Origin of the sequence: Paenibacillus spiritus (assembly GCF_008710135.1) — a bacterium.
GTDB lineage: Bacteria > Bacillota > Bacilli > Paenibacillales > Paenibacillaceae > Paenibacillus_AQ > Paenibacillus_AQ glufosinatiresistens.
In genome coordinates, this window is record NZ_VYKK01000004.1 from 238,199 (window position 1) to 264,727 (window position 26,529).

The 26,529-nt window shown below is 57.3% G+C and carries 33 protein-coding genes; 12 read left to right on the forward strand and 21 right to left on the reverse strand.

The features are described from left to right. Window positions 1-28: 28 nt before the first annotated feature. From F4V43_RS02825 to F4V43_RS02845, 5 genes are all read right to left on the reverse strand, one after another. Window positions 29-262, reverse strand: coding sequence for a DUF4227 family protein (locus tag F4V43_RS02825; protein WP_150456728.1), 234 nt, complete (start codon window positions 260-262; stop codon window positions 29-31). Between the two features lie 142 nt (window positions 263-404). Next, the gene (locus F4V43_RS02830) at window positions 405-875 is read right to left on the reverse strand and encodes a Fur family transcriptional regulator (protein ID WP_150456729.1); all 471 of its coding nucleotides are present in this window, start codon (window positions 873-875) and stop codon (window positions 405-407) included. A 102-nt stretch (window positions 876-977) separates the two neighbouring features. Then, window positions 978-1,610, reverse strand: coding sequence for a stage II sporulation protein M (spoIIM, locus tag F4V43_RS02835; RefSeq protein ID WP_150456730.1), 633 nt, complete (start codon window positions 1,608-1,610; stop codon window positions 978-980). A gap of 116 nt (window positions 1,611-1,726) precedes the next feature. Then, window positions 1,727-2,950, reverse strand: coding sequence for an endonuclease Q family protein (locus F4V43_RS02840; RefSeq protein ID WP_150456731.1), 1,224 nt, complete (start codon window positions 2,948-2,950; stop codon window positions 1,727-1,729). Then, window positions 2,941-3,531: an NUDIX hydrolase gene (locus F4V43_RS02845; RefSeq protein ID WP_150456732.1), complete on the reverse strand. Its 591-nt coding sequence runs from the start codon at window positions 3,529-3,531 to the stop codon at window positions 2,941-2,943. Before F4V43_RS02845 ends, F4V43_RS02840 begins: the two co-directional genes overlap by 10 nt. 112 nt (window positions 3,532-3,643) lie before the next feature. On the opposite strand from F4V43_RS02845, the gene F4V43_RS02850 reads away from it, so the two are divergent. Continuing rightward, a complete protein-coding gene (locus F4V43_RS02850) occupies window positions 3,644-3,847 on the forward strand; it encodes a hypothetical protein (protein WP_150456733.1) in 204 nt (67 codons plus the stop codon). Window positions 3,848-3,850: 3 nt separating this feature from the next. Here F4V43_RS02850 and F4V43_RS02855 read toward each other — a convergent pair whose 3' ends face one another. Then, entirely contained in the window at window positions 3,851-5,011 is a 1,161-nt protein-coding gene (locus F4V43_RS02855) for a M20/M25/M40 family metallo-hydrolase (protein ID WP_150456734.1), read from the reverse strand. A gap of 94 nt (window positions 5,012-5,105) precedes the next feature. Between F4V43_RS02855 and prli42 the strand changes: the two genes are divergently transcribed. Further along, a complete protein-coding gene (prli42, locus tag F4V43_RS02860; RefSeq protein WP_150456735.1) occupies window positions 5,106-5,207 on the forward strand; it encodes a stressosome-associated protein Prli42 in 102 nt (33 codons plus the stop codon). Between the two features lie 137 nt (window positions 5,208-5,344). Here prli42 and lipB read toward each other — a convergent pair whose 3' ends face one another. The 9 genes from lipB to F4V43_RS02905 all read right to left on the reverse strand — a co-directional run bounded on the left by lipB (window position 5,345) and on the right by F4V43_RS02905 (window position 16,205). Then, window positions 5,345-6,061: a lipoyl(octanoyl) transferase LipB gene (gene lipB / locus F4V43_RS02865; protein ID WP_150456736.1), complete on the reverse strand. Its 717-nt coding sequence runs from the start codon at window positions 6,059-6,061 to the stop codon at window positions 5,345-5,347. A gap of 35 nt (window positions 6,062-6,096) precedes the next feature. Beyond that, window positions 6,097-7,563: a dihydrolipoamide acetyltransferase family protein gene (locus F4V43_RS02870; protein ID WP_150456737.1), complete on the reverse strand. Its 1,467-nt coding sequence runs from the start codon at window positions 7,561-7,563 to the stop codon at window positions 6,097-6,099. A 633-nt stretch (window positions 7,564-8,196) separates the two neighbouring features. After that, window positions 8,197-9,183 carry an alpha-ketoacid dehydrogenase subunit beta gene (locus F4V43_RS02875; RefSeq protein WP_150456738.1) on the reverse strand — a complete coding sequence of 329 codons (987 nt, stop codon included), beginning with the start codon at window positions 9,181-9,183 and terminating at the stop codon, window positions 8,197-8,199. Between the two features lie 3 nt (window positions 9,184-9,186). Further along, the gene (locus tag F4V43_RS02880; RefSeq protein WP_150456739.1) at window positions 9,187-10,212 is read right to left on the reverse strand and encodes a thiamine pyrophosphate-dependent dehydrogenase E1 component subunit alpha; all 1,026 of its coding nucleotides are present in this window, start codon (window positions 10,210-10,212) and stop codon (window positions 9,187-9,189) included. Window positions 10,213-10,359: 147 nt separating this feature from the next. After that, entirely contained in the window at window positions 10,360-11,781 is a 1,422-nt protein-coding gene (gene lpdA / locus F4V43_RS02885) for a dihydrolipoyl dehydrogenase (RefSeq protein ID WP_150456740.1), read from the reverse strand. 142 nt (window positions 11,782-11,923) lie between these two features. Next, complete coding sequence (locus tag F4V43_RS02890; protein ID WP_150456741.1) at window positions 11,924-12,331, reverse strand: DUF5071 domain-containing protein; 408 nt, start codon at window positions 12,329-12,331, stop codon at window positions 11,924-11,926. A gap of 16 nt (window positions 12,332-12,347) precedes the next feature. After that, the gene (locus F4V43_RS02895) at window positions 12,348-14,201 is read right to left on the reverse strand and encodes an ABC transporter ATP-binding protein (RefSeq protein ID WP_150456742.1); all 1,854 of its coding nucleotides are present in this window, start codon (window positions 14,199-14,201) and stop codon (window positions 12,348-12,350) included. Continuing rightward, window positions 14,182-15,981 carry an ABC transporter ATP-binding protein gene (locus tag F4V43_RS02900; protein WP_150456743.1) on the reverse strand — a complete coding sequence of 600 codons (1,800 nt, stop codon included), beginning with the start codon at window positions 15,979-15,981 and terminating at the stop codon, window positions 14,182-14,184. Before F4V43_RS02900 ends, F4V43_RS02895 begins: the two co-directional genes overlap by 20 nt. A 17-nt stretch (window positions 15,982-15,998) precedes the next feature. After that, complete coding sequence (locus tag F4V43_RS02905; RefSeq protein ID WP_150456744.1) at window positions 15,999-16,205, reverse strand: Ni2+-binding GTPase; 207 nt, start codon at window positions 16,203-16,205, stop codon at window positions 15,999-16,001. Between the two features lie 152 nt (window positions 16,206-16,357). Here F4V43_RS02905 and F4V43_RS02910 point away from each other — a divergent pair, with 152 nt between their 5' ends. Then, window positions 16,358-16,927, forward strand: coding sequence for a thymidine kinase (locus tag F4V43_RS02910; protein ID WP_150456745.1), 570 nt, complete (start codon window positions 16,358-16,360; stop codon window positions 16,925-16,927). 9 nt (window positions 16,928-16,936) lie between these two features. On the opposite strand, the gene F4V43_RS02915 is transcribed toward F4V43_RS02910, so the two are convergent. Both F4V43_RS02915 and F4V43_RS02920 read right to left on the reverse strand, forming a co-directional pair. Beyond that, window positions 16,937-17,203, reverse strand: a complete 267-nt coding sequence (locus tag F4V43_RS02915) for a hypothetical protein (RefSeq protein ID WP_150456746.1) — start codon at window positions 17,201-17,203, stop codon at window positions 16,937-16,939. An 18-nt stretch (window positions 17,204-17,221) separates the two neighbouring features. Next, the gene (locus tag F4V43_RS02920) at window positions 17,222-17,740 is read right to left on the reverse strand and encodes a DinB family protein (protein WP_150456747.1); all 519 of its coding nucleotides are present in this window, start codon (window positions 17,738-17,740) and stop codon (window positions 17,222-17,224) included. 145 nt (window positions 17,741-17,885) lie between these two features. Here F4V43_RS02920 and F4V43_RS02925 point away from each other — a divergent pair, with 145 nt between their 5' ends. The 9 genes from F4V43_RS02925 to sda all read left to right on the forward strand — a co-directional run bounded on the left by F4V43_RS02925 (window position 17,886) and on the right by sda (window position 21,753). Further along, window positions 17,886-18,554: a hypothetical protein gene (locus F4V43_RS02925; protein WP_150456748.1), complete on the forward strand. Its 669-nt coding sequence runs from the start codon at window positions 17,886-17,888 to the stop codon at window positions 18,552-18,554. Next, window positions 18,535-19,059 carry an accessory gene regulator ArgB-like protein gene (locus F4V43_RS02930; protein ID WP_191089455.1) on the forward strand — a complete coding sequence of 175 codons (525 nt, stop codon included), beginning with the start codon at window positions 18,535-18,537 and terminating at the stop codon, window positions 19,057-19,059. The genes F4V43_RS02925 and F4V43_RS02930 overlap by 20 nt, the downstream gene beginning before the upstream one ends. Further along, complete coding sequence (locus tag F4V43_RS02935; RefSeq protein ID WP_150456750.1) at window positions 19,056-19,175, forward strand: cyclic lactone autoinducer peptide; 120 nt, start codon at window positions 19,056-19,058, stop codon at window positions 19,173-19,175. The genes F4V43_RS02930 and F4V43_RS02935 overlap by 4 nt, the downstream gene beginning before the upstream one ends. Window positions 19,176-19,196: 21 nt before the next feature. Further along, complete coding sequence (locus F4V43_RS02940) at window positions 19,197-19,547, forward strand: LytTR family DNA-binding domain-containing protein (protein ID WP_150456751.1); 351 nt, start codon at window positions 19,197-19,199, stop codon at window positions 19,545-19,547. 187 nt (window positions 19,548-19,734) lie between these two features. Continuing rightward, on the forward strand, window positions 19,735-20,403 hold the full coding sequence (locus tag F4V43_RS02945; RefSeq protein ID WP_150456752.1) for a hypothetical protein: 669 nt from the start codon (window positions 19,735-19,737) through the stop codon (window positions 20,401-20,403). Next, window positions 20,384-20,926 carry an accessory gene regulator ArgB-like protein gene (locus F4V43_RS02950; RefSeq protein WP_150456753.1) on the forward strand — a complete coding sequence of 181 codons (543 nt, stop codon included), beginning with the start codon at window positions 20,384-20,386 and terminating at the stop codon, window positions 20,924-20,926. Before F4V43_RS02945 ends, F4V43_RS02950 begins: the two co-directional genes overlap by 20 nt. Further along, a complete protein-coding gene (locus tag F4V43_RS02955; RefSeq protein ID WP_150456754.1) occupies window positions 20,907-21,026 on the forward strand; it encodes a cyclic lactone autoinducer peptide in 120 nt (39 codons plus the stop codon). Before F4V43_RS02950 ends, F4V43_RS02955 begins: the two co-directional genes overlap by 20 nt. A 23-nt stretch (window positions 21,027-21,049) precedes the next feature. Further along, a complete protein-coding gene (locus F4V43_RS02960) occupies window positions 21,050-21,415 on the forward strand; it encodes a LytTR family DNA-binding domain-containing protein (protein ID WP_150456755.1) in 366 nt (121 codons plus the stop codon). Between the two features lie 161 nt (window positions 21,416-21,576). Next, on the forward strand, window positions 21,577-21,753 hold the full coding sequence (gene sda, locus F4V43_RS02965) for a sporulation histidine kinase inhibitor Sda (protein ID WP_223879753.1): 177 nt from the start codon (window positions 21,577-21,579) through the stop codon (window positions 21,751-21,753). 240 nt (window positions 21,754-21,993) lie between these two features. Here sda and spo0A read toward each other — a convergent pair whose 3' ends face one another. From spo0A to ahrC, 4 genes are all read right to left on the reverse strand, one after another. Further along, window positions 21,994-22,818, reverse strand: a complete 825-nt coding sequence (gene spo0A / locus F4V43_RS02970; protein ID WP_150456756.1) for a sporulation transcription factor Spo0A — start codon at window positions 22,816-22,818, stop codon at window positions 21,994-21,996. Window positions 22,819-23,065: 247 nt separating this feature from the next. Then, entirely contained in the window at window positions 23,066-24,175 is a 1,110-nt protein-coding gene (gene spoIVB, locus F4V43_RS02975; RefSeq protein WP_150456757.1) for a SpoIVB peptidase, read from the reverse strand. 125 nt (window positions 24,176-24,300) lie between these two features. Then, complete coding sequence (recN, locus tag F4V43_RS02980; protein ID WP_150456758.1) at window positions 24,301-26,040, reverse strand: DNA repair protein RecN; 1,740 nt, start codon at window positions 26,038-26,040, stop codon at window positions 24,301-24,303. Between the two features lie 35 nt (window positions 26,041-26,075). Then, window positions 26,076-26,522 (reverse strand): transcriptional regulator AhrC/ArgR, encoded by a 447-nt coding sequence (gene ahrC, locus F4V43_RS02985; RefSeq protein ID WP_150456759.1) that lies wholly within the window; start codon window positions 26,520-26,522, stop codon window positions 26,076-26,078. Between the last annotated feature and the right edge of the window lie 7 nt (window positions 26,523-26,529).

Here is a 26,529-nt window from a genome sequence, read left to right on the forward strand (position 1 = left end):
GTTTGTTCAAATTCCTGCATTTGTCCGGCTATTCCCCGCTGCGATAGAACAGCAGCAGCCGATCCGCCGGACGCATGGCGTCTTCCCGGCTCCCCAGCTCGCGGAACGCCTTCACCGCGTTGGTCTCGGACGGTTCCGGCCGCCCGGGTCCCGGAAGCCAGCCGCCCATCAGGCCAAGCAGCTCGTGGAACACGCCGCACAGCACCATGAACAGAGCGATGAGCAGAAGCCGTCGTACACTTTTGGACACTACAATCACCATGGACAGTCCCTCCCGTACCACTGTATGATTCCATGTCTCTCTCTATGTATACAGCGAACCGGAAGTAAGTTCTCCTAAGAGCTTAAAAAGCTCCCCCCGGCATGCCGGTGAGAGCTTGTGCAGCTTGCTTGCGCAATCATCGCTATTCGTTGGACGGAGCATCTCCGGGCGTGTTCTTGTCGCGGCAGCGGTGACAGATGCCGTGAAAATCCAGCCGATGGTCCAGAACCGTAAAGTTGTATTCCAGGTCCAGCTTCTCTTCCAGCGGAAGGAGCCAGTCCTCGCGGATCTCGTCCATGCTTCCGCACTGTACGCAGATCAGATGATGGTGATGATGCTTCGCCGTATCCGTACGCAGATCGTACCGGGCGACGCCGTCGCCGAAATTGATCTTCTCCACGACGTGAAGCTCGCTGAGCAGTTCCAGCGTGCGGTATACCGTCGCAAGGCCAATCTCGGGGGCTTTCTCCTTGACCAGCATGAAGACATCCTCCGCGCTGAGGTGATCCTCTTCATTCTCCAGCAGAACGCGTACGGTGGCTTCCCGTTGGGGGGTCAGCTTGTAACCCTGGGATTGAAGCTGCTGCTTGATTTTGTCGATCCGGGCCTCCATAGTCTACCTCCCCTTGAACGAAAACGCACAACCGATCTTCAGGCCGCTCCTATTATTATATGAGGAGATCATTTGAGAAGTCAAACGTTATTAGGCCGCCTCTCAGGCGCCCGGGATCAGCGAAGGGGCGACCCAGCCCATCATGACGGGCGTGACCCAAGTCTCCAGCAGAGCGGCTCCGAGAATCGCTGCCGCAAGGGTCAGCGTAAGCGCCGAATACAGCACGAACGGCCGTTTGACCGCGAGTCCCGAACGTCCCGTCACCCGGCTTCGGATCATCAGCAGCGAGAACGCGATAGCCGATGCACTGGCCACCAGCAGCACCGGAATCAGAATCAGGTTATGCGGAGCAACCGAGACCAGAGCGAAGAGCAAGCCATGCCAGGAATACTGGCTGATCAGGCAGCCGACCGTGAAGCCGACCAGGACGCCCTTCAGGAAGTCCAGAATCAGAATGCCCGGCAAGCCGATGACGGACAGGCCGAGAATCCAGATCAGACCGATCCATTTCAGTTGAAGGCCCGCAATGCTCCAGAAGGCTTCCGGCGAGGTGTCCAGGCCATGCTGATCGACCATAATAAAAAAATTGCCCAGATAGTCAGACAGCTCCTGGACCTGGTCCATCGTCAGCGCGCCGACAATCAGCGCGCCGAATACGACTCCCACCAGAAAGAGTACGGCTACAAATAGATACAGCGGCGTCTGTTCCCGGATCATTCCCCGGAGGCTGTGCATAGGACCTTGCTCCCTTCTCTTCATCTTCTACAGCCTATGAGAGAAAAGAGAAAGGTATACCCTGTCCATCACGGGGTACAGCCAGGCGGCCGCCGGGAACGCGGGGCGATTCCCGATCAATTCAAGGGATTCACTCCGAACTGCGCCCCCGCTTCGGGCGAGACAACCTTCCCGTAGGTGCCGCCGCCTCCGGCGGACAGCTGCAGCGTGCCGCTTCGCGCCGCGGCAATCGCGGATGCGAGCTTGGGACCGACCACGGCGGCAAGCTCCTCCCCGGAAGCCCGGTGGAGGATATTCATCTCCGTACCGAAAGCGTCCAGCAGAAGCTGCATCTTCGCCCGGCCCAGTCCCGGTATGAATTCCAGCGGCACCTGATAGTGATAGGGAGGCCGGTATGCCGGGATGCGTGGCTGCTCCCGGTCCGCAATCGCCAGAATGCGGTCCAGCACGCCCTGGACCAGCTTCAGGCTGCCGCAGTACGGGCACCGCTGCCCGGCAGCCGTGAAGCCGGCTTCGTCCAGAATGCTGCCGCAGCCGCCGCAGTAGGTCCGGTGGTATTTGCCCAGACGCGGATTGAGGCCGTAATTGGCCGAGATCCGCCGGCCGTCCCTGCGCGCGAGTGCGAGCGCGAATTCTTCGAAGCTGGAAGATGCGAGTTCCAGGCGGTTGTACTCGCGGCCGATTTTGCTGAGGGAATGCGCGTCGGAGTTGGTCAGGAACGTGTACCGGTCCAGCTCGGACAAATAACCCGCCATCTCCGAATCGGCGCTTAAGCCCAGCTCCACCGCCGCAATTCCTTCAGAATCGAACAGATCGTCCATATGCTCGGCCGAGGCTCCGTAGAGGCCTTTGTGCGGCGTGAAGATATGGGCCGGGATCAGCAGCCCGCCCCGGTCCAGCACCTCGCGCTGAAGCTCCCTTGAAGGGACATACAGCCGCTGCGAACTGAGATTCACGTTCTTCATGTGCCGGGACAGCCAGGAACTGAAACTCTTCATGGCTTCAAGGTTCGGCATATAGGCCAGCACATGGCATTCCTTCCGCCCCGGCTCGCGGAGTTCAATCTCCGCGCCGAGCAGAATGGTGGTATCCCGGTACCCGATGCCGCCTCCCGCAACCTCGGCCATCTCGCCCTCTTCCAGACATTGGTCAATGTCCCGAAGCACCGCCGGCGAATGGCAGTCGATAATGCCGATCAGCCCGATTCCTTTGCGCTGCGCCGCTTCCCGGGCAATTCCGGCGAAGGTCAGATCACGGCTTCCGCTGATCTTGACCGCTTGTCCCCCGTTCGTTCTCCCGATGTGGATGTGCAGATCGCCGTATACGCTGTTCAGTTCCATTGGCCTGTCAGCGTGAACAGATGCCAGGCATATACCGCCATAATGGTCTTGGCGTCGGCGATTCGGCCGTCCCGGATGCAGGCGTAAGCTTCCTCCAGCGTCAGCTCCGATACCTGGAGGAACTCATCCTCGTCCAGCTTCATCGTTCCGGGCCTCGCATCCGTCGTGACGTAGAGATGAATGACTTCGTCCGCGAACCCCGGAGAGGTATAGAACGAATGGAGCCGGATCAATTCGCCGCCGTGGAAGCCCGTCTCCTCCTCCAGCTCCCGTTTCGCCGCTTCCAGCGGGTCTTCTCCCGGGTCCAGCTTGCCCGCCGGAATCTCGATCTCCGTCCGGCCCATCGGCTGGCGGTACTGCTCGACGGCGAGCATCTTGCCCTCGTTCAGCGCAAGCACCGCGACCGCTCCCGGATGGCGCACGACCTCCCGCAGCGCTTCCTTGCCGTCGGGCAGCGTTACGGTGTCCACCTGAACCTTAATGATTTTGCCGTCAAAAATCGGTTTCGTCGAAACCGTCTTCTCATCCAACTGCGGGTTGGCCGGCCATGCCCGGCCCGGTCCTTCGTTAAAAGCATTCATAATTCCGGTTCTCCTTTGAGTGGGATAAGCATACGTTGAATTACCGGCGGAAACCCGTTCCGGCCGGTCTTGTTCAAGCTGCCAATTAACTTTGGGGGAAAGAAGGAAATCCATGAACCGTTCCCATCCGCACGCCGCCGCTTCGCTCATTCTCCGCCTGTCCGGCTCGCCGGAACAGATTCGGGAGCGTCTGGCCGGCATGATCCGCCGCTTCGGAGGCGATATGCCGCTGGCCTATGTGCTGTCGCTGCCTCCCGGTCTGTCGGGACCGGATGCGCCGGGCAGCGCAGAAGATACGGAGCCCGGCCCGAAATAACGGTCACTGAGGAAGTCGGCCGTCCCCCTTCAGGACCTGGCCTCTGGCCGCTTCCTGAACGAGCGCGACCACCAGTTCTGCCGTCTTGACAATATCGGCTGCCCGGACCCGTTCCTTCGTCGTATGGATGTTCTCATAGCCGACGGCAAGGTTCAGCGTGGGAACGCCCAGCCCGTTGAAGATATTGGCGTCGCTGCCACCCCCTGAATGGAAGGTCCGCGGCGTCAGGCCAAGCGACCCGATGGCCCGGGAAGCCAGCTGAACGATGTCGTCCCGGTCATTGAAGCAGAACGCCGGATACAGCAATTCTCCCCGGAACTTGCCTTCCGCCCCGTATTCGCGCGCCGTCGTCTCCAGCGCCTCGCGCATCGATGCGACCTGCGCGTCCACCTTCTCCTGCACAATGCTTCGCGCTTCCGCCACCAGCTCGACATGATCGCAGACGATGTTCGTCGGCCCGCCGCCTGCGAAGCTGCCGATGTTGGCCGTCGTCTCCTTGTCGATCCGGCCGAGCTTCATCCGGGCAATCGCCTTGCCCGCCACCTGGATAGCGCTGATCCCGTCTTCCGGATTGACCCCTGCATGGGCCGAACGGCCGGTAATCTCCATATGAATCTTCACCTGCGTCGGGGCCGCTACGGCAATGGCGCCGAGCTCGCCGTTGGAATCGAGCGCAAAGCCGAAGTCGGCATCCAGCAGATCGCCGCTGAGCGCCCGCGCCCCCATCAGTCCCGATTCCTCTCCCGCCGTAATCACGAACTGAATCTGACCGTGCGGAATGCCGTTCTCCCGGATCACACGGATGCCTTCGAACAGCGCGGCCAATCCGGCCTTGTCGTCGGCGCCCAGTATCGTCGTGCCGTCGCTCGTAATCCAGCCGTCCTCATGAAGCGTCGGCTGAATGCCCCGGCCCGGAACGACGGTATCCATGTGCGAAGTGAACAGCAGCTTCGGCGCATTCTCCGCGCCCTCGGCCGCCCAGGTCACAATCAGATTGCCTGCGCCGTGTCCCGTGCGCGCCGCCGAATCGTCCTCCTTCGCCGTCAGTCCCAACTCTGCGAATTTCGCTGCCAGCGTATCGGCAATCTGCCGTTCATATCGGGTCTCGCTGTCGATCCGGACAAGCTCCATGAACTCGCGGATGACTCTCTCTTCTTGAATCACCGGACTTCCCTCTCTTTCTCGTATGCGCTACAATAATAAATCATATGTACCCATTGTACACCCAATTCAATAATTCATCCCTAAGGAGTCTCATATGCAGAACAAAAAGTGGTTTCGCATCTTCATCTATGTCATGCTGATCGCCATGGTGGCTTCCATGCTGCTGGTGGTGATTGAACCGTTCCTCGCGGGCTAGGCCCGTCCCGGCCGGACGGAATCGGAAGACTTCCCGCCACAAAAGCAAAAGGCGGGCTCTTCGCCCGCCTTGCCGGATTCCCGCAAGCCCTTGAAGCGGCTCCCTTCCCGGAGCCGCTTGTTTGGCGTGCCCCGGATTCACGCCGACGGAATCTTCTCCAGATCCCAGGCGGCCAGGTTCCCCTGATACGGGAACCGTTCCAGGAAGTACGGCACGAGCTCCCTCGCCACGTCTTCCACTTCCGGCCGCCGGCCGAGCACTTCCTCCAGCGACGTAACGCCGTATTCGGCGATGCCGCAGGGCACGATGCCGCCGAACCCCTGCTCGGAGACGCCGGCATGGATGTTGAACGCGAAGCCGTGGCTGGTAATGAACCCGCGGCGATGCTTGCTGCGGTTGAACTTCACGCCGATTGCGCAGATCTTCGCATCCCCGACCCAGACTCCGGTATACTCCGGCTTCCGTCCGCCTTCAATGCCGCAGCCGGCCAGATAGTCGATGATGACCTGCTCCAGCGTCCGCAGGTAGCCGTGCAGATCGACTCTGCCCGCCTCGCCGATGGCGAGCAGCGGGTAGCCGACAAGCTGACCGGGACCGTGGTAGGTAATATCTCCGCCGCGGTCGATCTGGAACAGCGCGATTCCGCGCTCCCGAAGCTGATCTTCGTTCAGCAGCAGATGCTCGGGATGATTCTGCGAGCCGATTGTGTAGGTCGGCGGATGCTCCAGCAGCAGCAGCCGCTCCGGCCGCAGTCCGGCGTCGATGGCGGCCACCGACTCTTTTTGCAGGTCCCAGGCTGCGCCGTACTCGATTCGGGGAATGTATGAAATATCAAGCTGCCGCAAATCCGTCATGCTTCATCTTCTCCCTTCATGCCGACCTTCTTCGGTCAGTAGAGCTTCGTATCCGGCGTGTAGCCTTCGATATTGTCTTTGACGCGCTGCAGGAAACGGCCGCAGATGACACCGTCAAGAATGCGGTGATCCAGCGACAGGCACAGGTTCGCCATCGAACGGACGGCGATCATGTCATTGATGACGACCGGTTTCTTGACGATGGATTCAAAGGTCAGGATCGCCGCCTGCGGATAGTTGATAATCGGATAGGACAGGATGGAGCCGAAGGAACCGGTATTGTTGACGGTGAAGGTGCCGCCCGTCATATCGTCGGGACGCAGCTTGCCTTCGCGCGTCTTGCGCGCCAGCTCGTCGATCTCGCGGGCGAGACCGGCAATGTTCTTCTGGTCCGCCTTCTTGATAACCGGCGTCAGCACGGAATCCTCGGTACCTACCGCAAGCGAAATGTTAATGTCGCGTTTGACGATGATTTTGTCCACCGCCCAGACCGAATTCATAATCGGATAGTCCTTGATCGCGCTCACAACCGCCTTCATCAGAAAAGCAAGATAGGTCAGGTTGATGCCTTCCTTGCTCTTGAATTCGTCCTTCAGCTTGTTGCGGAGCAGCACCAGGTTGGTCACATCCACCTCGATCATGGTCCAGGCGTGCGGAATTTCCGACACGCTCTGGCGCATCCGGGTGGCAATTGTATTGCGGATCGGCGTAACGTCGATCAGATACTCGGAACGTCCGATTTCCACTTCAATCTCCGGAATCTTCGGCGACTCCGACAGGTGCAGTCCGGAGTGCCGGACCGGCGGCAGCGGCGGCTGGGCGCCGGAAGGCGCCGCCGTGTCAGCCGCATATCCGGCGGACGCAAGCTGGCCCGGCGCCGCCGGAACCGCAGCCGGCGCCATGGTATGTACCGCCGGTGCGGCCTGCGGCTGCGCCGGAGAGGCGGCCTGCGGCTGCGCCGCCGCAGGCGACGGACCTTCCGCAAGGTACGCCAGGACGTCCTTGCGGGTTACCCGGCCGCCCAGCCCGGTGCCCGGCACGGCGGCCAGGTCGATGCCGTGCTGCGCCGCAAGGCTCTGCACGGCCGGGGAGTAGCGCGCCCGCATCGGCGCGCTCGGGTCCGGGGCCGGGGCATACGCGGCCCCGGCCGGACGTCCCGCCGGGCGCGCAGCGCCGGCGGGGGCGTTCTGCGCAGGAGTCACCGGCGCAGAGGCGGCACCGGCGGGCGCAGCCGCCGGGCCGGACGCTGCCGGAGCCGGGACGGCGATCCGGCAGATGATGTCGCCGACGGCTACCGTCTGGCCCTCGGCGGCGAGAATCTCGCCCATCACGCCGTCCACGGTGGACGGCAGTTCGGCGTTCACCTTGTCCGTCAGCACCTCGCACAGAGGCTCGTACTGTTCCACCGGGTCGCCCGGCTGCTTCAGCCATTTGGCGATGGTGGCGGAGACGAGCGATTCCGCAAGCTGCGGCATCGCCACATCGGTCATTGTGTTGGACATGATTTTTCAACTCCTAAACGTTATCCTGACAGTTAAGTCCGAAGCAGGTTCCATCCGGGTCAGGCACACGGTAGCTTCGGCCAATCTGATTCTAGTTTCTCCGCTGTTGCCGCCGCCTCGGGCAAGAAGGCAGCAGCCGATAGGCGCGGCTTAGCCGTCTTTCCCTCTTGTGAGGCGGATCGGACCCAGGAGACCTTATTTGACGATTAACCTGCCCTTTTGCGCCTAAGCGGACATCAGAGACCTTATTGGTTCCAGCAGCTGTATAATACGAGCCTTATAGGACCCATAAGGTCATTCAGGTCCGGTAAATCCCAAAAAAGCGGCGAATTTCACATCATAGCGTCTGTACGGTCCGCTTCCGCCAACCGGGCGGGGTGCCGGTGTGGCAACAACTGCGGTTATCGCTGAGGAACGGCTGTATCTGCAACCGCAACGGCAGCCGCAGCAACATAGGGCATCACGAAACAACAGCCCGCCGGGCGGGCTGTTGTCCGCTCCGTCCTTAGTCCGTGTGTTGTCCTGCCTTAGCCCGTCCTTAGCGTCTTAACTCGTCCCTAAACCTTAGCCGGTCCTTAGCACATTGGCTCATCCTAGCCCGTCCTCAGCCCGCCTCAGCGCCTTGCTTCGTCCTTAGAACTGCGCCAGCCGCAGCATCTCCGCCTTGAGCTTATCCTTGCTCAGCATGAAGAACTTCTCCATCGGCGGGCTGATCGGCATTGCCGGCACGTCCGGGCCGCACAGGCGGGCAATCGGCGCGTCCAGCTCGAAGAGGCACTCCTCGGCGATGATTGCCGCCACCTCGGCGCCCACGCCGCCGGTCTTGTTGTCCTCATGGACGATCAGCACCTTGCCGGTCCGGCGGACAGCGGCAAGAATCGCGTCCTTGTCGAGCGGCTGCAGGGTGCGCAGATCGAGAATATGGGCCGTGATGCCCTGTTCCCGCTCCAGCTCCTCCGCGGCGGCCATCGCAAAATGCAGCGGCAGACTGTACCCGATCACCGTGATATCTTCGCCTTCGCGCAGCACATTCGCTTTGCCGATCTCGATCACATAATCGCCTTCCGGCACGTCTTCCTTGATCAGCTTGTAGCATTTCTTGTTCTCGAAGAACAGCACCGGATCGGGATCGCGGACCGCAGCTTTCAGCAGCCCTTTGGCGTCAGCCGCCGAATACGGGGCGACAATCTTGAGTCCCGGCGTTCCGAAGAAGATCGACTCCGGGCACTGGGAGTGGTACAGCCCGCCGAAGATGCCGCCGCCGATCGGGGCGCGGATGACGACCGGACAGCTCCAGTCGTTGTTGGAGCGGTAACGGATTTTGGCCGCCTCGCTGATAATCTGGTTCGTCGCCGGCAGCATGAAGTCGGAGTACTGCATCTCCGCAATCGGCTTCATGCCGTACATGGCCGCGCCGATCGCCACCCCGGCAATCGCGGATTCCGCAAGCGGGGTATCGAGCACGCGCTCTGCGCCGAACTGTTCCTGCAGCCCCTTGGTCGTTGTGAACACGCCGCCTTTGACGCCGACGTCCTCGCCGAGCACGAACACCGAATCGTCGCGCTCCATCTCTTCCTTCATCGCCAGCCGGATGGCATCAATATATTCCATAACCGCCATGACTTACGCCCCTCCTTCGGTATCCGCATAGACGTGCAGCAGCGTATCCTCGGGCTTCGGGAACGGTGCGCGGTCCGCATATTCCGTCGCTTCCTTGATCTCCAGATTGCACTGGGCGACCAGATCGCGCTCCTTGTCTTCATTCCACAGGCCCAAATCGGTCAAATAGTTGCGGTAATGGGCCAGGCCGTCCTTCTCCCAATTCGCGTCCACTTCCTCCTTCGTGCGGTAAGCCAGATCATTGTCGGAGGTGGAGTGCGGCGACAAACGGTACATCATCGCCTCAATCAGCGTCGGCCCTTCGCCGGCCAGGGCGCGCTCGCGCGCTTCCTTCACCACGCGGTAGACCTCCAGCACATCGTTGCCGTCCACACGGACGCCCGGAAAGCCGTAGCCGAGCGCGCGGTCGCTGACTTTGCCGCCGAGCTGGCGGTGCGCCGGAATCGAGATGGCGTATTGGTTGTTCTCGCACATGATGATGACGGGCAGCTTGTTGACCCCTGCGAAATTGCACGCTTCGTGAAAATCGCCCTGATTGCTCGAGCCCTCGCCGAACGTGACGAACGAGACCGCCTTCTCCCGCCGCATCTTGGCGGCGAGCGCAAAGCCCACCGCATGCGGCACCTGCGTCGTTACCGGGCTGGACCCGGTCACAATGCGCAGCCGCTTGCAGCCGAAGTGGCCCGGCATCTGCCGGCCGCCGCTGTTCGGGTCCTCCGCCTTGGCGAATACGGACAGCATCAGCTCCCGGGGCGTCATTCCAACGGACAGCACAAAGGCATAATCGCGGTAATACGGCAGAAAATAATCGGTCTCGCGGTCCAGCGCGAACGCCGCTCCCACCTGCGCCGCCTCCTGGCCGATGCCCGAGACGTGAAAATTGATCTTGCCCGCGCGCTGCAGCAGCAGACTGCGCTCATCGTACTTGCGCGCAAGCGTCATATATCGATACATGTCAAGCGCCTGGCCGTCGCTGAGGCCAAGCGGCGCATGCCGGTTGACCGTCTGAACCGTACTCTGACTTTCCATAGCGGAGAACCTCCCAAGTCCTGATCTGATCTTAAAACCAGGTACTAAAACCTGATCAGTTCCATTATACCGCCATTGCCCGAGAAAAGAAACGAGAACGAAGGCTCCTATCTTTCCTAGGAGACCCTGGTTCCCGTCGCTGCCCTCTTATATGCCGATGGCCCGGCTGTCCACGGCCAGCATCGCCTCGCCCAGAATCTCCGACAGGGTCGGATGGGCGTGTACCATCTCTCCGACCTCCCACGGCGTCGCGTCCAGGAACTGGGCCAGCGCCGCCTCTCCGATGAGGTCCGTCACATGGGGACCGATCATCTGAACGCCGAGAATATCGCCGCTGGCCTTGTCGGCGACCACTTTGACGAAGCCTTCCTTAGCCCCGTGCACCAGCGCTTTCCCGATCGCCGAGAACGGGAATTTGCCGACCGCCGTCTCCCGTCCCTGCGCCTTCGCTTCCTCCTCGGTAATCCCGACGCTCGCCACCTCCGGTCGGGAGTAGACGCAGCGCGGCACCAGGTGCGCTTTGTACGGATGCGCCGGCTCTCCGGCCAAGTGGGCCGCCGCGATGATTCCCTCATGGCTCGCCGCATGGGCCAGCTGAAGGCCGCCGATGCAGTCGCCGATGGCGTAGATATGCGGCTCCGCTGTCTGCATCATTTCGTTCACTTCAATGACTCCGCTCCCGAAGCGGACATCTGTATTCTCAAGCCCGATGCCCTCGACATTTGCCGTACGGCCGACCGACACCAGCACCTTTTCTGCGGCGAGCGTCTCGGTCTTCCCGCCCCGAAGCACCTCAAGCTCGACGCCGGTACCGACCTTGCGGCAAGCGTCCGCTCCGACTTCCGCGCCCGTAAGCACCCGGACGCCGCGCTTCTTGAGAAGCCGCTCCAGCTCCTTCGCCACCTCGGCATCCTCCCGGGGCAGGAGCTGCGGCCCGGCTTCCGCGATTGTGACCTCAACGCCAAAATCGGCCAGCATCGACGCCCACTCGGCGCCGATCACCCCGCCGCCGACGATGAGCATCGACGCGGGAAGCTCGTCCAGCAGCAGCGCTTCCTCGCTGCTCAGAATCCGCTCGCCGTCCGGCTCCAGGCCCGGCAGCACCCGCGGCTTCGAGCCGGTCGCCAGGATAAGATGGGACGGCACGACCGTCTCCATTTCTCCGTCTTCCAGCTCTACCGCCACCGCTCCGCTGCGGGGCGAGAAGATGGACGGCCCGATCACGCGGCCCTGCCCGCGCAGGACCTGAATTTTATTTTTGCGCATCAAGTACTGCACGCCCTGATGAAGCTGTTCTACAATCGTCTCCTTGCGCCGCTGCACACCGGGGAACACGAGCCGCACGCCGGACGTTTCGATGCCGTACTGTTCGCTCTCCTTCATCTCCGCATACAGCTCCGCGCTGCGCAGCAGCGCCTTGCTCGGAATGCAGCCCCGGTGCAGACAGGTGCCGCCGAGCTTGTCCCGTTCGATCACAACGACTGATTTGCCGAGCTGGGCGGCGCGGATCGCCGCCACATACCCGCCGGTTCCCCCGCCGAGCACGGCCACATCGCATGTAATGGTCATAGCTTGATTATCCTCCAATCCTATGTATCCAGACTCTATCCTCTTTCGCTCTATTATTGTACTCGGTTTTGACGGCGCCACCAAGCGGCGGGTATTCCGGTTTCTCCGGACATGCAAAAGGGCGCCTCCGGCGCCCTTCCTTCTAAATGTCAAACTTGTCGTACTTCTCCATATGCGCCAGAATTTCTGCCGCCTCTTCCGCCGCCAATTCATCCCTTTCGCCCCGGGTAGGATGGAAAGCCAGCCTTCTTAAATCCGGCTCCATCTCCGCCAACACTGCCATCGGTAATTTCTTGACCAGTTCGACAAGGATGGCATATTTCCAACAGTCATCATCAGAGGCAAAGATTTCTCTAAGATAAGGGATCAATTCATGGCCTAAAGGCAGCAATAATTCCCCGATGTCTCGAGCTACCGGCCAATTGCAGTCCTGGGTCCATTCCAACAAATCGGGTACAAGGTCACGAAGGAGACGAACATCCAGGTTCTTCAACTTGTTCACCGAGTCAGTATCCATCTTATCCTTCGGAATAAGTTCTCTTACATCCACTAACGTTCCCACTTTCTTAATGGTGGTCTTCTCCCTGCTCTTCCTCTTCTCCCCCGCTCACCAGCTCCGCATACAGTCCGGGCACTCCCGCCAGCTCTTCATGGGTGCCCTGCTGGACAATCCGGCCGCCCTGCATGACCAGAATCCGGTCCGCGCGGCGGATCGTGCCGAGCCGGTGGGCAATGACGAAGCTCGTCCGCCCCTTCATAAGCGCCAGCAGCCCTTCCTGGATTTTCACTTCCGTTACGGTGTCAATACTGCTTGTCGCCTCGTCCAGGACCAGGATAGCCGGGTCCGCCAGAATGGCGCGCGCGATCGCCAGCAGCTGCCGCTGGCCCTGGCTGATGCCGCTTCCGCCCGTCTCCAGCATATGGTCGTATCCGCCCGGAAGCCGCGTGATGAAGGAATGGGCGTTGGCCGCTATCGCGGCGCGCTCCACCTCTTCATCCGAAGCGTCCAGCCGGCCGTAGCGGATATTGTCCCGGATCGTTCCCTTGAACAGGAACGTATCCTGCAGCACGAACGCCATCTGGCTCCGCAGGCTCTCCCGCGTCACTCCCGACAGGTCCCTGCCGTCTACGGCAATTTGTCCTTTATCCGGTTCATAGAACCGGCAGAGCAGGCCGATCAGCGTCGTTTTGCCGGCACCGGTCGGACCGACCAGCGCCACCGTCTCGCCCGGCTTGGCCTTGAACGTAATGTCCGACAGGTTCTCCCGCTCTCCGTCGTACGAGAACGATACCCCCTGGAAGGAGACCGCTCCCTGAACAGCCGGCAGAGCCGACGCTCCCTTCTCCCAAGCGGCCTCCGTCTCCTCGGCCAGCACTTCAAATACCCGCTCGGCCCCGGCTATCGCCGACAGCAGCGTGTTCCATTGGTTGGCCAGGTCATTGAGCGGCCGGGTGAACTGGCGGGTGTACTCCACGAAGACGAGAATCGTTCCCACCGTCACCGAGCCGTGAACCGCCAGGATGCCGCCGACGCCGGCAACGATGGCGAAGCTGAGGTTGTTCAGACTGTTCATCAGCTTCGGAATAAAGCCCGAAATCACCTGCGCCCAGTAGCCCGACAGCATGATCCGCCGGTTGCGCTCTGCGAAATCCTCAATCACCCGTTCCTCCTGGGAAAAAGCCTTGATCAGCCGCTGGCCTGACAGCGTCTCCTCGATAAATCCGTTCAACTCGCCCATGCTGCGCTGGCGTTCCTTGAAGAGCGGACCGGTGCGGCGGGTAATCCACCGCATCCCGAGCGCCATCAGCGGGACCACGATGAACGTCAGCAGCGTCAGAAGCGGGCTTAACCACAGCATGACCGAGACCGTGCCTACCAGCGTTAAGACGCTGGAGAAAATCTGGATGGCCGAGCTGTTCAGCGTCGAGCTGACGCTCTCGATATCATTCGTCAGCCGGCTCATAATTTCGCCCTGCTGCCGCCGGTTGAAGAACGGAATCGGCAGCCGGTGCAGATGGCGGAACAGGTCTGTCCGCATCCGGTAGACCGTCTCCTGGGCGATGTCGATCATCCAGATGTTCTGGAGCCAGGAACTGACGGCATACCCGACGTAGACCGCCGTCAGCGCTCCGAGGAACCGGGGCCAATGCTCCCCGCCGCCCCCGAGATAGGTATCCACCGCCCGCCCGATCATATACGGGGCCAGCAGAGAGAGGCCCGAGCTTAGAACGACCATGAACAGAACCAGCCCCAGCTTCGCTCTGCGCTTCGCCAGATAGCTCCATATGCGGGCCAGCGTGCCGTTATAGTCCTTGGCCTTGGCTGCCTTCGGTCCTCTCCCCGAAGACAGCCCCCGGCTTTCGCCAAGCGTGAAGGCCGGCCTCGGGTGCCTGAACGGTTCAATCAGTTCCTTGAGCATGGCGCGCCTCCTCTCCCGCCGCCGGTGCCGGAGCTTGGGATTCCCAGATGGTCCGGTACAGGGCGGACTGCTTCATCAAGTCGTCATGCGTGCCTTCGGCTTCAAGCCTGCCGTCCTCCAGCAGAAGAATCCGGTCGCAGGAACGGGTGGAGCTGATTTTCTGGGTAATCAGAAAAGTCGTGCAGGACAGGCTCTCCAGCGCCTTCAGCAGCCTTCCTTCCGTCACCGCGTCGAGCGCGCTCGTGCTGTCGTCCAGAATCAGAATCGCCGGACGGCGCACCAGCGCCCGGGCAATGCCCAGACGCTGCTTCTGTCCGCCCGAGAGGTTCACCCCGCGCTGGCCAAGCCGCGTCTCATAGCCTTCGGGCAGGCTCCGGATCGTCTCCGCAATCTGGGCCGCCTCGGCGGCGCGCCCGATTTCTTCCGGCGAAGCATCCGGCTTGCCCCAGGCGATATTCTCCCGGATCGTGCCGGAGAACAGCAGCGCCTCCTGCGGCGCATAGCCGATCATGCCCCGGAGCCGGGACTCGTCCATGCTCCGAACATCCTCGCCGTTCACGAGCACCCGCCCGGCGGACGGCTCATAAAGCCTCGGGATGAGGGCGACAAGCGACGATTTGCCCGAGCCGGTCGCCCCCATGACTGCAACCCGTTCGCCGGGACGCACCCGGAACGAAATGTCGCTAAGGATTGGAATGTCGCTCCCGGGGTAGCAAAAGCTGACATGCTCAAATACGACCGCGCCCTGGCCCGCTTCGGACTCCACCCGGATATCCTCGGCGGAAGTCAAGGAAGCCGCAGACAGGCCGGAGAGATCAGCACGGTTCTCGCCGCTTCCCTCTTCGGCTTCCATGACCTCGCGGATGCGCTGCACGGAAGCCCGGGCCTTGGAATAGGTCACCACAATGCCCGACAGCGCCGACAAGGCGCCGATGGTCCGCAGGCAGTAGTTCACGACCGCCACGGTCTCGCCGAGCGTTGCGCTTCCGACCTCAATCTGCACCCGTCCGAACCAGAGCACGAGAATGACGGCTCCGTTCATCATCAGCATCAGAATCGGCGCGCTTGTCTCCGTCAGCTTCAGCGCCCGGACACTGCTGCGCATCAGCCCGAGGCTGGCTTCGCCGAAACGGGCGATCTCATGCCCGGTGCGGACAAAAGCGCGGATCAGTGCGATGCCGGTCAGGTTCTCCTGAATCACGCCGTTCACGCTGTCCAGCCGCTCCTGCACCGCCTTGAAGCGGTGTGCGGCCATCCGCATGGAGAGATAGAGAAATCCAAGCAGCAGCGGCACCGTCAGGGCCAGCCAGACGCCGAGTCCCGCGTGGACCACCAGCGCCATGACCACGCTTCCGATTACGACCAGCGGAATCCGGGTCATGAACCGGAGACTCATGAAGAGGGTATCCTGAAGCTGGCCGACATCCCCCGTCAGCCGGGTAATCAGCGAAGAAGTCGCGAACCGGCTGAACGTCTCGTAGCTGAACCGCTGAATCCGCGAGTAGAGCTTGTCCCGAAGATCGAACGCGAACCCCTGGCTTGTGTGCGCAGCGAAGAAGGAGCTCAGAATGCCCGCGGCAAAAGCGACCGCAGCGCTTGCCAGCAGCACTCCGCCCCACATCCAGACCGTTCCGGCGTCCCGCTGCCGGATGCCTTCATCAATAATCTTTGAAATCAGCAGCGGCTGGGACAATTCCACCGCCAGCTCCATCAGCATCATTGCCAGCGAGGCGGCCGCCGCGACTTTGTATTTTCGGATAAAAGGAATGATGACCGACATAGATGCATCTCCCGCAGTTATTCGTACAGCGCGTCCTTCAGACGGGTAGACATGCCGCCCGTCCCCGCCGCCTTCAGCGCGGCCCGCCGCAGCGCCCGGTTGCTTCGTTCGCTCTCGGCCAGGGCTTCCAGCAGCTCGTCCAGCAATTCTTGCGTCTCTTGGCCGAGTGTTTCTCTTTCCTTGATGGAAGCCGCTTTGTCTCTCAAACCTTCCGTTTTGTCCATGATTCTGTCCTGTCCTTCTTTCTTACCTCTGGAATACCCATAATCTTAGCAGATTGCGGAAGCCGGACCAACTGCCGCTTATGGGCTGGCCTCCTTGCCGCCAAATATGGTAGGCTGGATTGACTGCATTTTTTTGAAGGGACCGATGTACAGTGGCTCAGTTGTTTTTTAAATACGGATCGATGAACAGCGGCAAATCCATCGAGATTTTGAAGGTCGCGCACAATTATGAAGAACAGGGAAAATCCGTCCTGATCTTTACTTCCTCGATCGACAACCGCGATGAAGTCGGTTATGTCTCCTCCCGGATCGGCCTGCGCCGGCAGGCCATCGCCGTTGACGAGAAGACGAATATGTATGAGCTTGTGGCCGCCCACCAGCCGAAGCCGCATTGCGTGCTCGTGGACGAGTGCCAATTCTTAAGCAAGCACAGCATTCTGGAGCTGGTCCGGATCGTGGACGAGCTGAATATACCCGTCATGGCCTTCGGCCTGAAGAATGACTTCCAGAACAACCTGTTCGAGGGCAGCCAATATATGCTCATCTACGCGGACAAAATCGAGGAAATGAAGACCATCTGCTGGTTCTGCGAACGCAAAGCCATCATGACGCTCCGCGTCGAGAACGGCAAGCCCGTCTACAGCGGCCGGCAGATCCAGATCGGCGGCAATGAAGCCTACTATCCGGTCTGCCGCAAATGCCATAAGAATCCGCCGCTGTAAAGCGCGCTTCTAATCGTTCCTTCCCCGGCTCGAGCGAAGAGCAGCAAGCGCCCGCTCTTCGTCTTCGGGCCGGACCCGGATCTCGTATTTCTGCTTGATTCCGCTGCCGCCTGTACCGGCGCGCTGGCCGAGCTCGCGCGCAGAAGCTTTCATCAGGGAACGGTGGCCGATGCCGGAAGCAGCCAGCGTATTTTTGGCAGACATATATTGGTCGAGGCTGAATGTGATCAGGACAGTACATCTCTCGGGCGGGATAATGAGGCCAGCCAGCTTCATGAAGAGATTCTTCACCGCTTACACCCCGTAGCGTTCTTCCAGAATACGGATATGATGACGTTCATGCCCGATCAGCATCAGCCACTGCGCTCTTGCCGACAGCGGATTGCCGTTGACGATGCCTTTGTGCATCATCGCTTCTTCCGGCAGACTCTCCGCCAACGCCAGCGCCGCATCCCGAACCGTGCGGTAACGGGCCAGAAGCGTATCCAGTCCGGCTGCGTCGAAGCGGCCTTCCCGTACATAAAGGTTCTCCTCGAACCCCGGAAGCGGCTGCGATTCTCCCCTGGCCAGGCACAAGAGCCGGTAACTGAAGATCTGGACGCTGTCCGTCAGATGCCCCAGCACTTCCTTCACGCTCCATTTGCCTTCGGCATATCGGTATCCGGCCTGCTCTTCGCTCAGTCTCCCGAAACGGGCTATTAATTCGTCCGATTGGCTTCGGTAAATATCCGATAATTCTCCTTCTTCGGTTATTTGTTCCAGATAATGAGCGACAAAAATAGAATATTCATCTTTATCCAGCGCATCTCTCATTCTGCACTTTCCTTTCCGGCCGTTTCCGCCTATGATTTAATGAGAACACCTGATTTCTTGCCTGTTTGTATTGTTGAATTATATGAGATTCTGTATAATGGTGGCAAGATTTCAATTGTTTAATCGGTTCGCGGGAGTGTATCCATTGACTCAGTTTGTCCTGTTCATCCTGTTCTCGATCATTGAAGCATTCGCCCTGTTCTATCTGGCGTTCAAAATCTTCAAGATAGATTTGTACCCGAAGGAAATGGTCTTCGCCACCTTTATCATGGGATTCTTTTCGTATTTTTTGCGTCACGATTACAATCTGATCTATGTAGATATTACGCTTCAGTACACGCTTGCATTCTGTTTTCTCTGGATGCTCTTCCGGATTCATCCGTTCTTCGCCTCCATCATGGTCAGCATGGCTTACCTGGCTTACATGTTCCTTCAGTCGCTGCTGTATCTGGTCATGACCTGGGTAGGCGCTTTCTCGATTGAAGGTCTGGACCCGATGATTCCTTCGTATGTTCTTCAGGTGCTGTCGGCAATTACAGGTGTAGCCTTGGGATTGTTTATCGAGAAGAAGCGCAAGGGCTTCGACTTCGTGCCCGACAAGCCGGATGTTAGGGTTCAGTTTAGCCGGAGGGACCGTATCCTCTTCGCTCTAAGCCTGCCCTCGCTGCTGTTTGTTCTGGCCATTCAATATTTCGCTTCAGATTTGGCCGAGTTCTTCTTCCTGATGCCTTTCTCTTATGCCGCTTTATTGTACGGATATATGTATTTATCTTACAAGAAGGATCGTGGGGACGATGAATACTTTGGCGCATAAGATTGCACTGTCCATCAAACGCTCGAATGCGGAACAGACCGCTTCGGTGGAGGTCATGCAATACGCCCTGGGTATCATCCTGAATACGCTTTTGGTCATAGCCGGCTCCGCCCTTCTGGGCTGGATGTTCGGCTTCATGGCTCAGTCTCTGCTCTGTCTGGCAGCCTTCGTTCTGCTCCGCTTCTTCTCGGGGGGCTTCCACCTTCGGACTGCGGCAGCTTGCAATGTCTCTTCGATCTTAATCTGCGTGGGTCTTCCACTGCTTGTCCCTTACGCAGCATCCATACTCTTCATTCTGAACGCGGCGGCGCTTATCCTCATGCTGGTCTTTTCACCGAATCCGGATATCAACACCCAGATCCCGGCCCGCCTCTACCCGGCAATGAAGGGAATATCGGTGGTATTGGTTCTCATCAACTTCTTCGTCCAGTCGCCTGTGATCGGGCTCGCTTTTCTGGCGCAGTCCTTAACAGTAATTCCCTGGGAAAGGAGGAACACCCGATGATGAAATTAATTGCCAGACAGGCTTCCAGCGTACTTGCCGGCTCGGCGCGTCTGTTCGCTTCTGTCTGCAAGCTGACGCTGCACAGTCCGGAAATTCCGCAAGAACTCCGTAAGTAATCGTATAAGGATGGGGAAAGCATGCGTGTTCTGCTAAACGATGGTTCTTCCCGGGAGATCCGGGAGGAGGAAATATTGTATTTCTCTAACTACAAAAATACAATATTCGTTCATACCAAGGATGGCGAATATGTACTGCCCACGACCCTGTCCGATTTGTATGCCGCATACGGAGGCCATGGCTTTGAACGCCTGGATCGCAGCAACGTCGTTAACCTTGGCAACGTCGAGAATTATGACGCCGAACGCAAGGTCGTGAACTTCCGGAATGCTCCGAAGTTCGCCGTTGTCTCCGAATCCAACGAATCCCGACTGAAAAAATACCTGCTGGCCAGAAGGAAGCCCGATGAACCCCATACCGACACCGACTAGGCATGCCGCCGCCGGCATGTCTTTTGTTTTGCCCTTCCGCTCTCTTTCCCGGTGCCGCTTCCTTTTTATTAAAATTTTCTTTCATATTGTTCCAATTTTTCAATTTGGATATTGTTGAATTATATGGATTTATGTATAATGATGGCAGGATTTCAATTGTTTACTCGGCTCTTGGGAGTGTGTGGAAGTGACGGAGTTTGTTCTGTTTATGGTGTTCTCGGTGGTGGAGACTTATGCCCTCTACTTTCTTGCATTTAGTGTATTTAAGATTGATCAATATCCCTTTGAAATGATATTTTCCAGCCTGATTATGGCTTTCTTCTCTTATATTCTGAGAGAGACTTATGACTTAACCCAAGTGGATCTTTTTCTTCAGTATTTTCTTCTATTTTGTTTCCTTTGGATGTTATTTCGTATAAATCTTTTTTATGCTGCTGTCATGACTGGATTTGCATATCAAGCTTATGCGTCCTTGCAGACAATTACTTATTTAGTTATCAAATCTTTTGGGAGCCTACCTTCCACTTTTGGAGGTAAGGAAAGTATAAGCGTATATTTACTTCAGCTTTTGACCGCTCTCTTTAGTATTTCAATTGGTCATATTGTACAGCGTAAAAGAAAAGGCTTTGATTTTGTTCCAGATAAACAAAGTGCAAGAGTGAAAATTGGAAAAAAAGAAATCGCACTTCTCCTTTTAAATATCCCTTCCCTTATTCTAGTTTCACTAACTCTTCTCATTTCAAATTACTTGAATAGTTTTTATATTATTTTGCCTATGATTTATGTGATATTTCTATTCATTTATCTTCGTATCTCTTATCAGAAGGATAGATGTTATGCAGAAAATGATTACTAAACTTGCGGTTAATATAAAATCTGCAAATCCGGAAGAAACTGCCTCCATAGCCATACTTCAATATGCACTCACGCTAATTATAAATACATTTTTTGTCTTTTTTCTTTCTAATGTAATTGGATTTATCACCGGTAAATTAACAGAAACATTGATTCTATTTATAGTAATTTGTATTTTTCGCTTTTTCTCAGGAGGCAAACACTTCAAAAGCGCCATTGCTTGTAATCTATTTTCTATTGCTCTTTGCACTGTGCTACCCCATATTTCTTCATATACTGAGCATTATATTTGGTTTTTTAACTTTTTTGCTTTAGTAGTGATGCTTTTATATGCCCCAAATCCAGATAAAAATTCTAATTTGCCCTTGAAACTGTATCCGATCTGGAAGGCAATAGCTGTAAACATAGTACTTATAAACTTCTTTCTCCGCTCACCCACATGGGGGCTAGCTTTTTTTGTTCAATCACTTTTTGTAGTTCCTTGGAAAGGAGGGGATTTTCACTATGAAGAAGGCTGTAGCTAAATATGCTTCAAAAGCATTGCTGTCCACTGCTAAAGCATTTGCTTCTGCTCTCAAGCCGCTCTATCACAGCCCGGAAATTCCGCAAGAACTCCGTAAGTAACTGGACAAGGATGGGGAAAACAAATGCGTGTTCTGCAAAAAAACGGGTCTTCTCATGAAATCCATGAGAACGAAATTTTGTATTTTTCTAATTTTAAAAATACAATAATCGTCCATACCCAAGAAGGCGAATATGTTCTCCCCACCACTCTTTCGGATCTGCATGCCGCTTATGGAAGTAAGGGCTTTGAACGTCTGGATCGAAGCAATGTGGTCAATCTGGACAATGTAGGGGATTATGATTCGGTTCGCAAAGTCGTTAATTTCCGTACCGCCCCTTCTTTTGCCTCTGTCTCCGAATCCAATGAGTCGAGGCTCAAGAAGTATTTGGCGTCCAGAAAATCCCCCCAGAGCTCGAGCTCCCTATCAACGGTACTTCCTGATCTTTAAGATATTTGAGCAACAATAAAACGAGTATTATTACATAATACCCATCATTTGTAAAGGGGAATTTAGCGGTTGAATCAGGGAAGACAGAAGGCGCTTCAGATGGTACCATTTGGTAAAAGGCACACCCCAGATTGCCTACATCTGATACAGGAGGAAGCCCTATGAACTATTTCTTCACCCCTTCGCCGCGTCCTTCTTCCCTGGAGATTCTGTCGGACGAGCAGTTAATGGACATCTATGAAATGGCTTTACAAGCGAAGGTCTCACCTGATTTTATAGCTTTGGTTGAACTTGAACTCACTCAGCGGCAATTCGGAGAACTCTCGGAATCTTGTTAGATTACGCTTCAGCCGAACCGTCTTCTCCAAGCCAAAATCCCGCCAGGACATGTGCTGGCGGGATTTCTCTGTTCAGCCATATCATCCACATCGTATAAGCGGCATTTGCGGTTATTGTTGTACTTTGCGCATACTAATCAATTTTAATCGTAGCCAATTCAGCTAAACGAAAAAGGACTCCCTTGTAGGCGAGTCCTTGTCTTATACCCTCAACAGGCACGTTTATTGATCCTTACCCCTTCACGACACCTTATGCTCAATCCGCAGCTTGTCGGCTACCATGGCGATAAATTCGGAGTTGGTCGGCTTGGATTTGGAGATATTAATGGTATAGCCGAACAGGTGGCTGATGGAATCAATATTCCCCCGGGTCCAGGCGACTTCAATGGCATGGCGGATCGCCCGCTCGACGCGGGACGGCGTCGTCTTGAACTTCTCGGCAATGGCCGGATAGAGCGTCTTCGTTATGGCTCCGAGAATTTCGATGTTGTTGTAGACCATCGTAATGGCCTCGCGAAGGTACTGATACCCCTTAATATGCGCAGGAACGCCGATTTCATGTATGATCGAGGTAATGTTGGCGTCCAGATTCTTTCCTTTGGAGAGAGGAACTACATTCGATTTGGCATGGCTGTAGAGGGTACTGCTCCCCGAACCGCCGCCGGTCAGACTGCCTACCGACGGGCCTCCAACGAGCTGCCGCACCCGGTTGGCCAGCACTTCCATATCGAACGGCTTCAGAATATAATACGCTGCGCCGAGCTGCACCGCACGCTGCGTAATATTCTCCTGTCCAAACGCCGTGAGCATAATAATCTTGGGCTGAGACTGCAGGTTCATCTCCCGAATCCGTTCCAGTACACCGAGACCGTCAAGGTGCGGCATGATAATATCCAGAATCAGCACGTCGGGGAGCTTGCGGGCATCCCGCAGCAGTTGGAGCACCTCTTCACCGTTATAGGCAATGCCCGTCACAGTCATGTCTTCCTGCTCAGAGATATACTCGGCAAGCAGATTCGTAAATTCGCGGTTATCGTCGGCCAACAACACTTCAATATTATGCACTCGTTCAGTTCCTCCTTATGGTTGGTTGATGAATTTCGGTTCCTCTGGCGAATGTCGTTTTTGTCTTTGATACATTTTCGACAGATGGGATGAATTTCCTTCTGTCGAAAATTATTTTTCTTTATTTTTTTTCCAGCCTGATTTATAATGAAATATTTTATTCTAAGGTTCGATTCCATTCTTGCCCATTCGACATTTCAGCCAAAAAATAATCTTAAGGCGCTTTGGCCTTAAGATTAGGAATCGGTTAGGCGGCGGCTGCAGCGCCGGAATCATGCAGCATCCACTCGATGAAACAGCCATACCCGGACTTCGGATCATTGACGAACACATGGGTCACCGCTCCGACCAGCTTGCCGTTCTGCAGGATCGGGCTGCCGCTCATCCCCTGAACGATTCCGCCCGTCTTATCAATCAGCCGGGAATCGGTAATGCGCAGTACCATGCCTTTGGTCGCCGGTTCTGACTGCTTGGCTACATGGATAATCTCCACGTCGAACCGTTCGACCTGCTGCCCTTCCACGACAGTGAGAATCTGCGCCGGTCCTTCCTTCACTTCGCTGCTCAGGGCTACCGGGACCGGCTCCTGATACAGACTGTGCCCGGGTGAACGATCCATCCGGCCGAAGATGCCGAAATCGGTATTGCTTCGCACATTGCCGAGCACCCGGCTCTCCTTGAGGAAATGAGCCCGCTTCTCTCCGGGGTCGCCATCCTGGCTTTTGGAAATTGAGGTTACGCTGGACTCGACAATATGGCCGCTGCCGACGACAATGGGCGTTCCGGTGTTGATATCCGTTATCACATGTCCCAGCGCCCCGTAGACGCCCTGCCGGGGATCGTAGAAGGTCAGCGTACCGACCCCTGCGGCCGAATCGCGGATATACAGCCCAAGCCTCCACACGCGGTCGGTTCGGTCATAGGCCGGCTTGAGATCCACATTCCTTACCCTGCCCGAGCGGTTGAACGTAATCCGGAGCGGGCGGTTCTGTTCGCCGGCTTGCTTGACCAAGTCGGCAACCCGGGCCACTCCTCCCAGGCGCACGCCGTCCATGGCAGTCAGCAGATCGCCCGGCAGCAGTCCGACTGCTTCGCCGGGCGATATTTTGGATTCATCGGATACTTCGACCCGATGGTGTCCGACAACGAGTACGCCGTCGGATTTAACTTTGACGCCGATGGTCTGTCCGCCGGGAATAACCCGAGGGGCTGAACCTGGGGACCTGTCTGCGAACGACCGGACGGTATCGGCCTGTCCGGACGCAGCTGGTGCCGGAGCGTCCGTCGAAGCATAGCTTCGCCCCTCATGGACGGCGGCGGTTGCAGTCAGAAAGAAGACAAGAAAAAGGCCTGGCATGGCTTTCCTGAGGTTAGGCTTCAATGGCTGTCACGCTCCCTTTTGCTTCTTTCGCTTGACGAAAAGGTGGTCGCCAATTGCGTACCTATAAGATAACCTTGCCCCCAGGCTTTTATTACTGTCAATCATTGCGCCGCTTGGGCTTCAGCCGCTTTGCTGGCCTCCGCCAGATCCAGCATTTCCTGTGCGTGATGCAGGGTTTTCTCCGTAATTTCGACCCCGCCGAGCATGCGGGCCAGCTCCATAATGCGCCCTTCGGCCTCAAGCGGTTCCACCTCGGTCATGGTGCGGCCGTCTTCGACGATTTTGCGGATCAGGTATTGATGATCGGCCATACAGGCCACCTGCGGCAGATGGGTAATGGAGAACACCTGGCAGGAGGAGGCGAGCCGGTACAGCTTGTTCGCAATCGACTGGGCCGCCCGCCCGCTGACCCCGGTATCCACTTCGTCGAAGATGAGAACGGGAATCTGGTCATGCCGGGCAAAAATGCTCTTCATCGCCAGCATGATTCGCGACAGCTCGCCGCCGGAGGCGATCCGGCCCAGAGGACGCAACGGCTCGCCGGGATTCGGCGAGATCATGAACTCGGCGCTGTCGATTCCCTGGCGGGTCAGCCGGATGCGCCGGCCGTCCACTTCAACGCCCCGCGGGTCCTCCAGCAGCTCCAGCTTGACCTCCAGCTTCGTCCGTTCCATTTGAAGGTCCTTCAGTTCACCCTCGACTTGTGCCGCCAGGTCCCGCGCGCATTGTCTGCGCGCTTCGCTCAGCTTTTCGGCTGCTTCCATCAGCCCGGTCAGAAGAAGATTACGCTTGGCGGTCAGCTTCTCCACATACTCATCCTTGTTCTCCAGCAGCTCGCTTTCCCGGGAGATTTGATCATAGTATGCCAGAATCTGTTCCACCGTATCCCCATACTTGCGCCGCAGTCCGGTGATCAGATCCAGCCGGTTCTCGACTTCCTCCAGACGCTCGGGATTGAATTCAATGTCTTCCCGGTAATCGCGAAGCTGAAAAGCGGCGTCCTCCAGCTGGTAGTAGGAGGATTGCAGCTGCTCCAGCACAGGACGCAGACCTTTCTCGTCGTAACGCACCGCATCTTCCAGCCTGGAAATGACGCTGCCGATCGTCTCCAGCCCTTGTCTGCCGTACAGCAGCTCATAGGCCCCTGATACCGACTCCATCATTTTCTCGCTGTGGGATAGTTTGACCCTTTCTTCCGCGAGCCATTCGTCTTCTCCGGGCTTCAGGGCCGCGGAGGAGATTTCCTCCAGCTGGAACCGGTACAGGTCGAGCATCTGATAGCTCTTCTGGCTCGATTCCTGAAGCTCCCGCAGCTCTTTCTCGGCTTGGGCGAATTCGCTGTACCGCGACTGGTATTCGGTCTTCAGCGGGCCGATGACGGCGTCGCCGTAAGTGTCGAGCAGGCCCAGATGACGTTCCGCCCTAAGCAGGTTCTGATGCTCGTGCTGACCGTGGATATTGACGAGCTGATCTCCGATTTCCCGCAGCATGGTCAGATTGACCATCTGTCCGTTGACCCGGGAAATGCTCTTGCCCTGCGCATTGAGTTCGCGCCGGATAATCAGATGCTCTTCGGGATTGCTGCGGATACCAAGCCGGTCCAGCGTCTCCCAGACCGGGTGTCTCTCCGGCAGATTGAACAGCGCTTCCATTTCCGCTTTGTCGCAGCCGTAGCGGATGGAATCCGCCGATCCCCGGCCGCCGGCAATCAGCGCAAGCGCATCAATGATAATGGACTTGCCCGCGCCGGTCTCGCCGGTCAGCACATGAAAGCCGGAATGGAAATGCACATCCACGCTCTCCACAACCGCCAGATTCCGGATGGATAAAGTCTCCAGCATACGTATTAGCCACCTCCGATGACCCGATTCGTTTCTTAAATATACCCCATAATCTGGGACACGACCGAGCTGCTGTCTTCCGGCCTTCGGCAAATAATCAGAATCGTGTCGTCGCCCGAAATGGTCCCCATGATCTCCGGCCACTCGATGCTGTCTATGAGTGCGGCGACGGAGTTGGCCGTTCCGGGAAGACACTTCATTACGACGAGATTGCCCGAATAGTCCATATTCAGAAAATTGTCTACCAGCACCCGCTTCAGCTTCTGCGTCGGATTGAAGCGCTGATCGGTCGGAAGCGAGTATTTATAACGGCCGTCATCGGTCGGCACCTTGATGAGCAGCAGTTCTTTAATATCGCGGGATACCGTCGCCTGGGTGACCTGGAATCCGGCGCTTCGCAGCGCCTCTACCAGCTCGTCCTGAGTTTCGATTTCCCGCTGGGTAATAATTTCGCGGATTTTGATATGTCTTTGCCCTTTCATTCAAGTC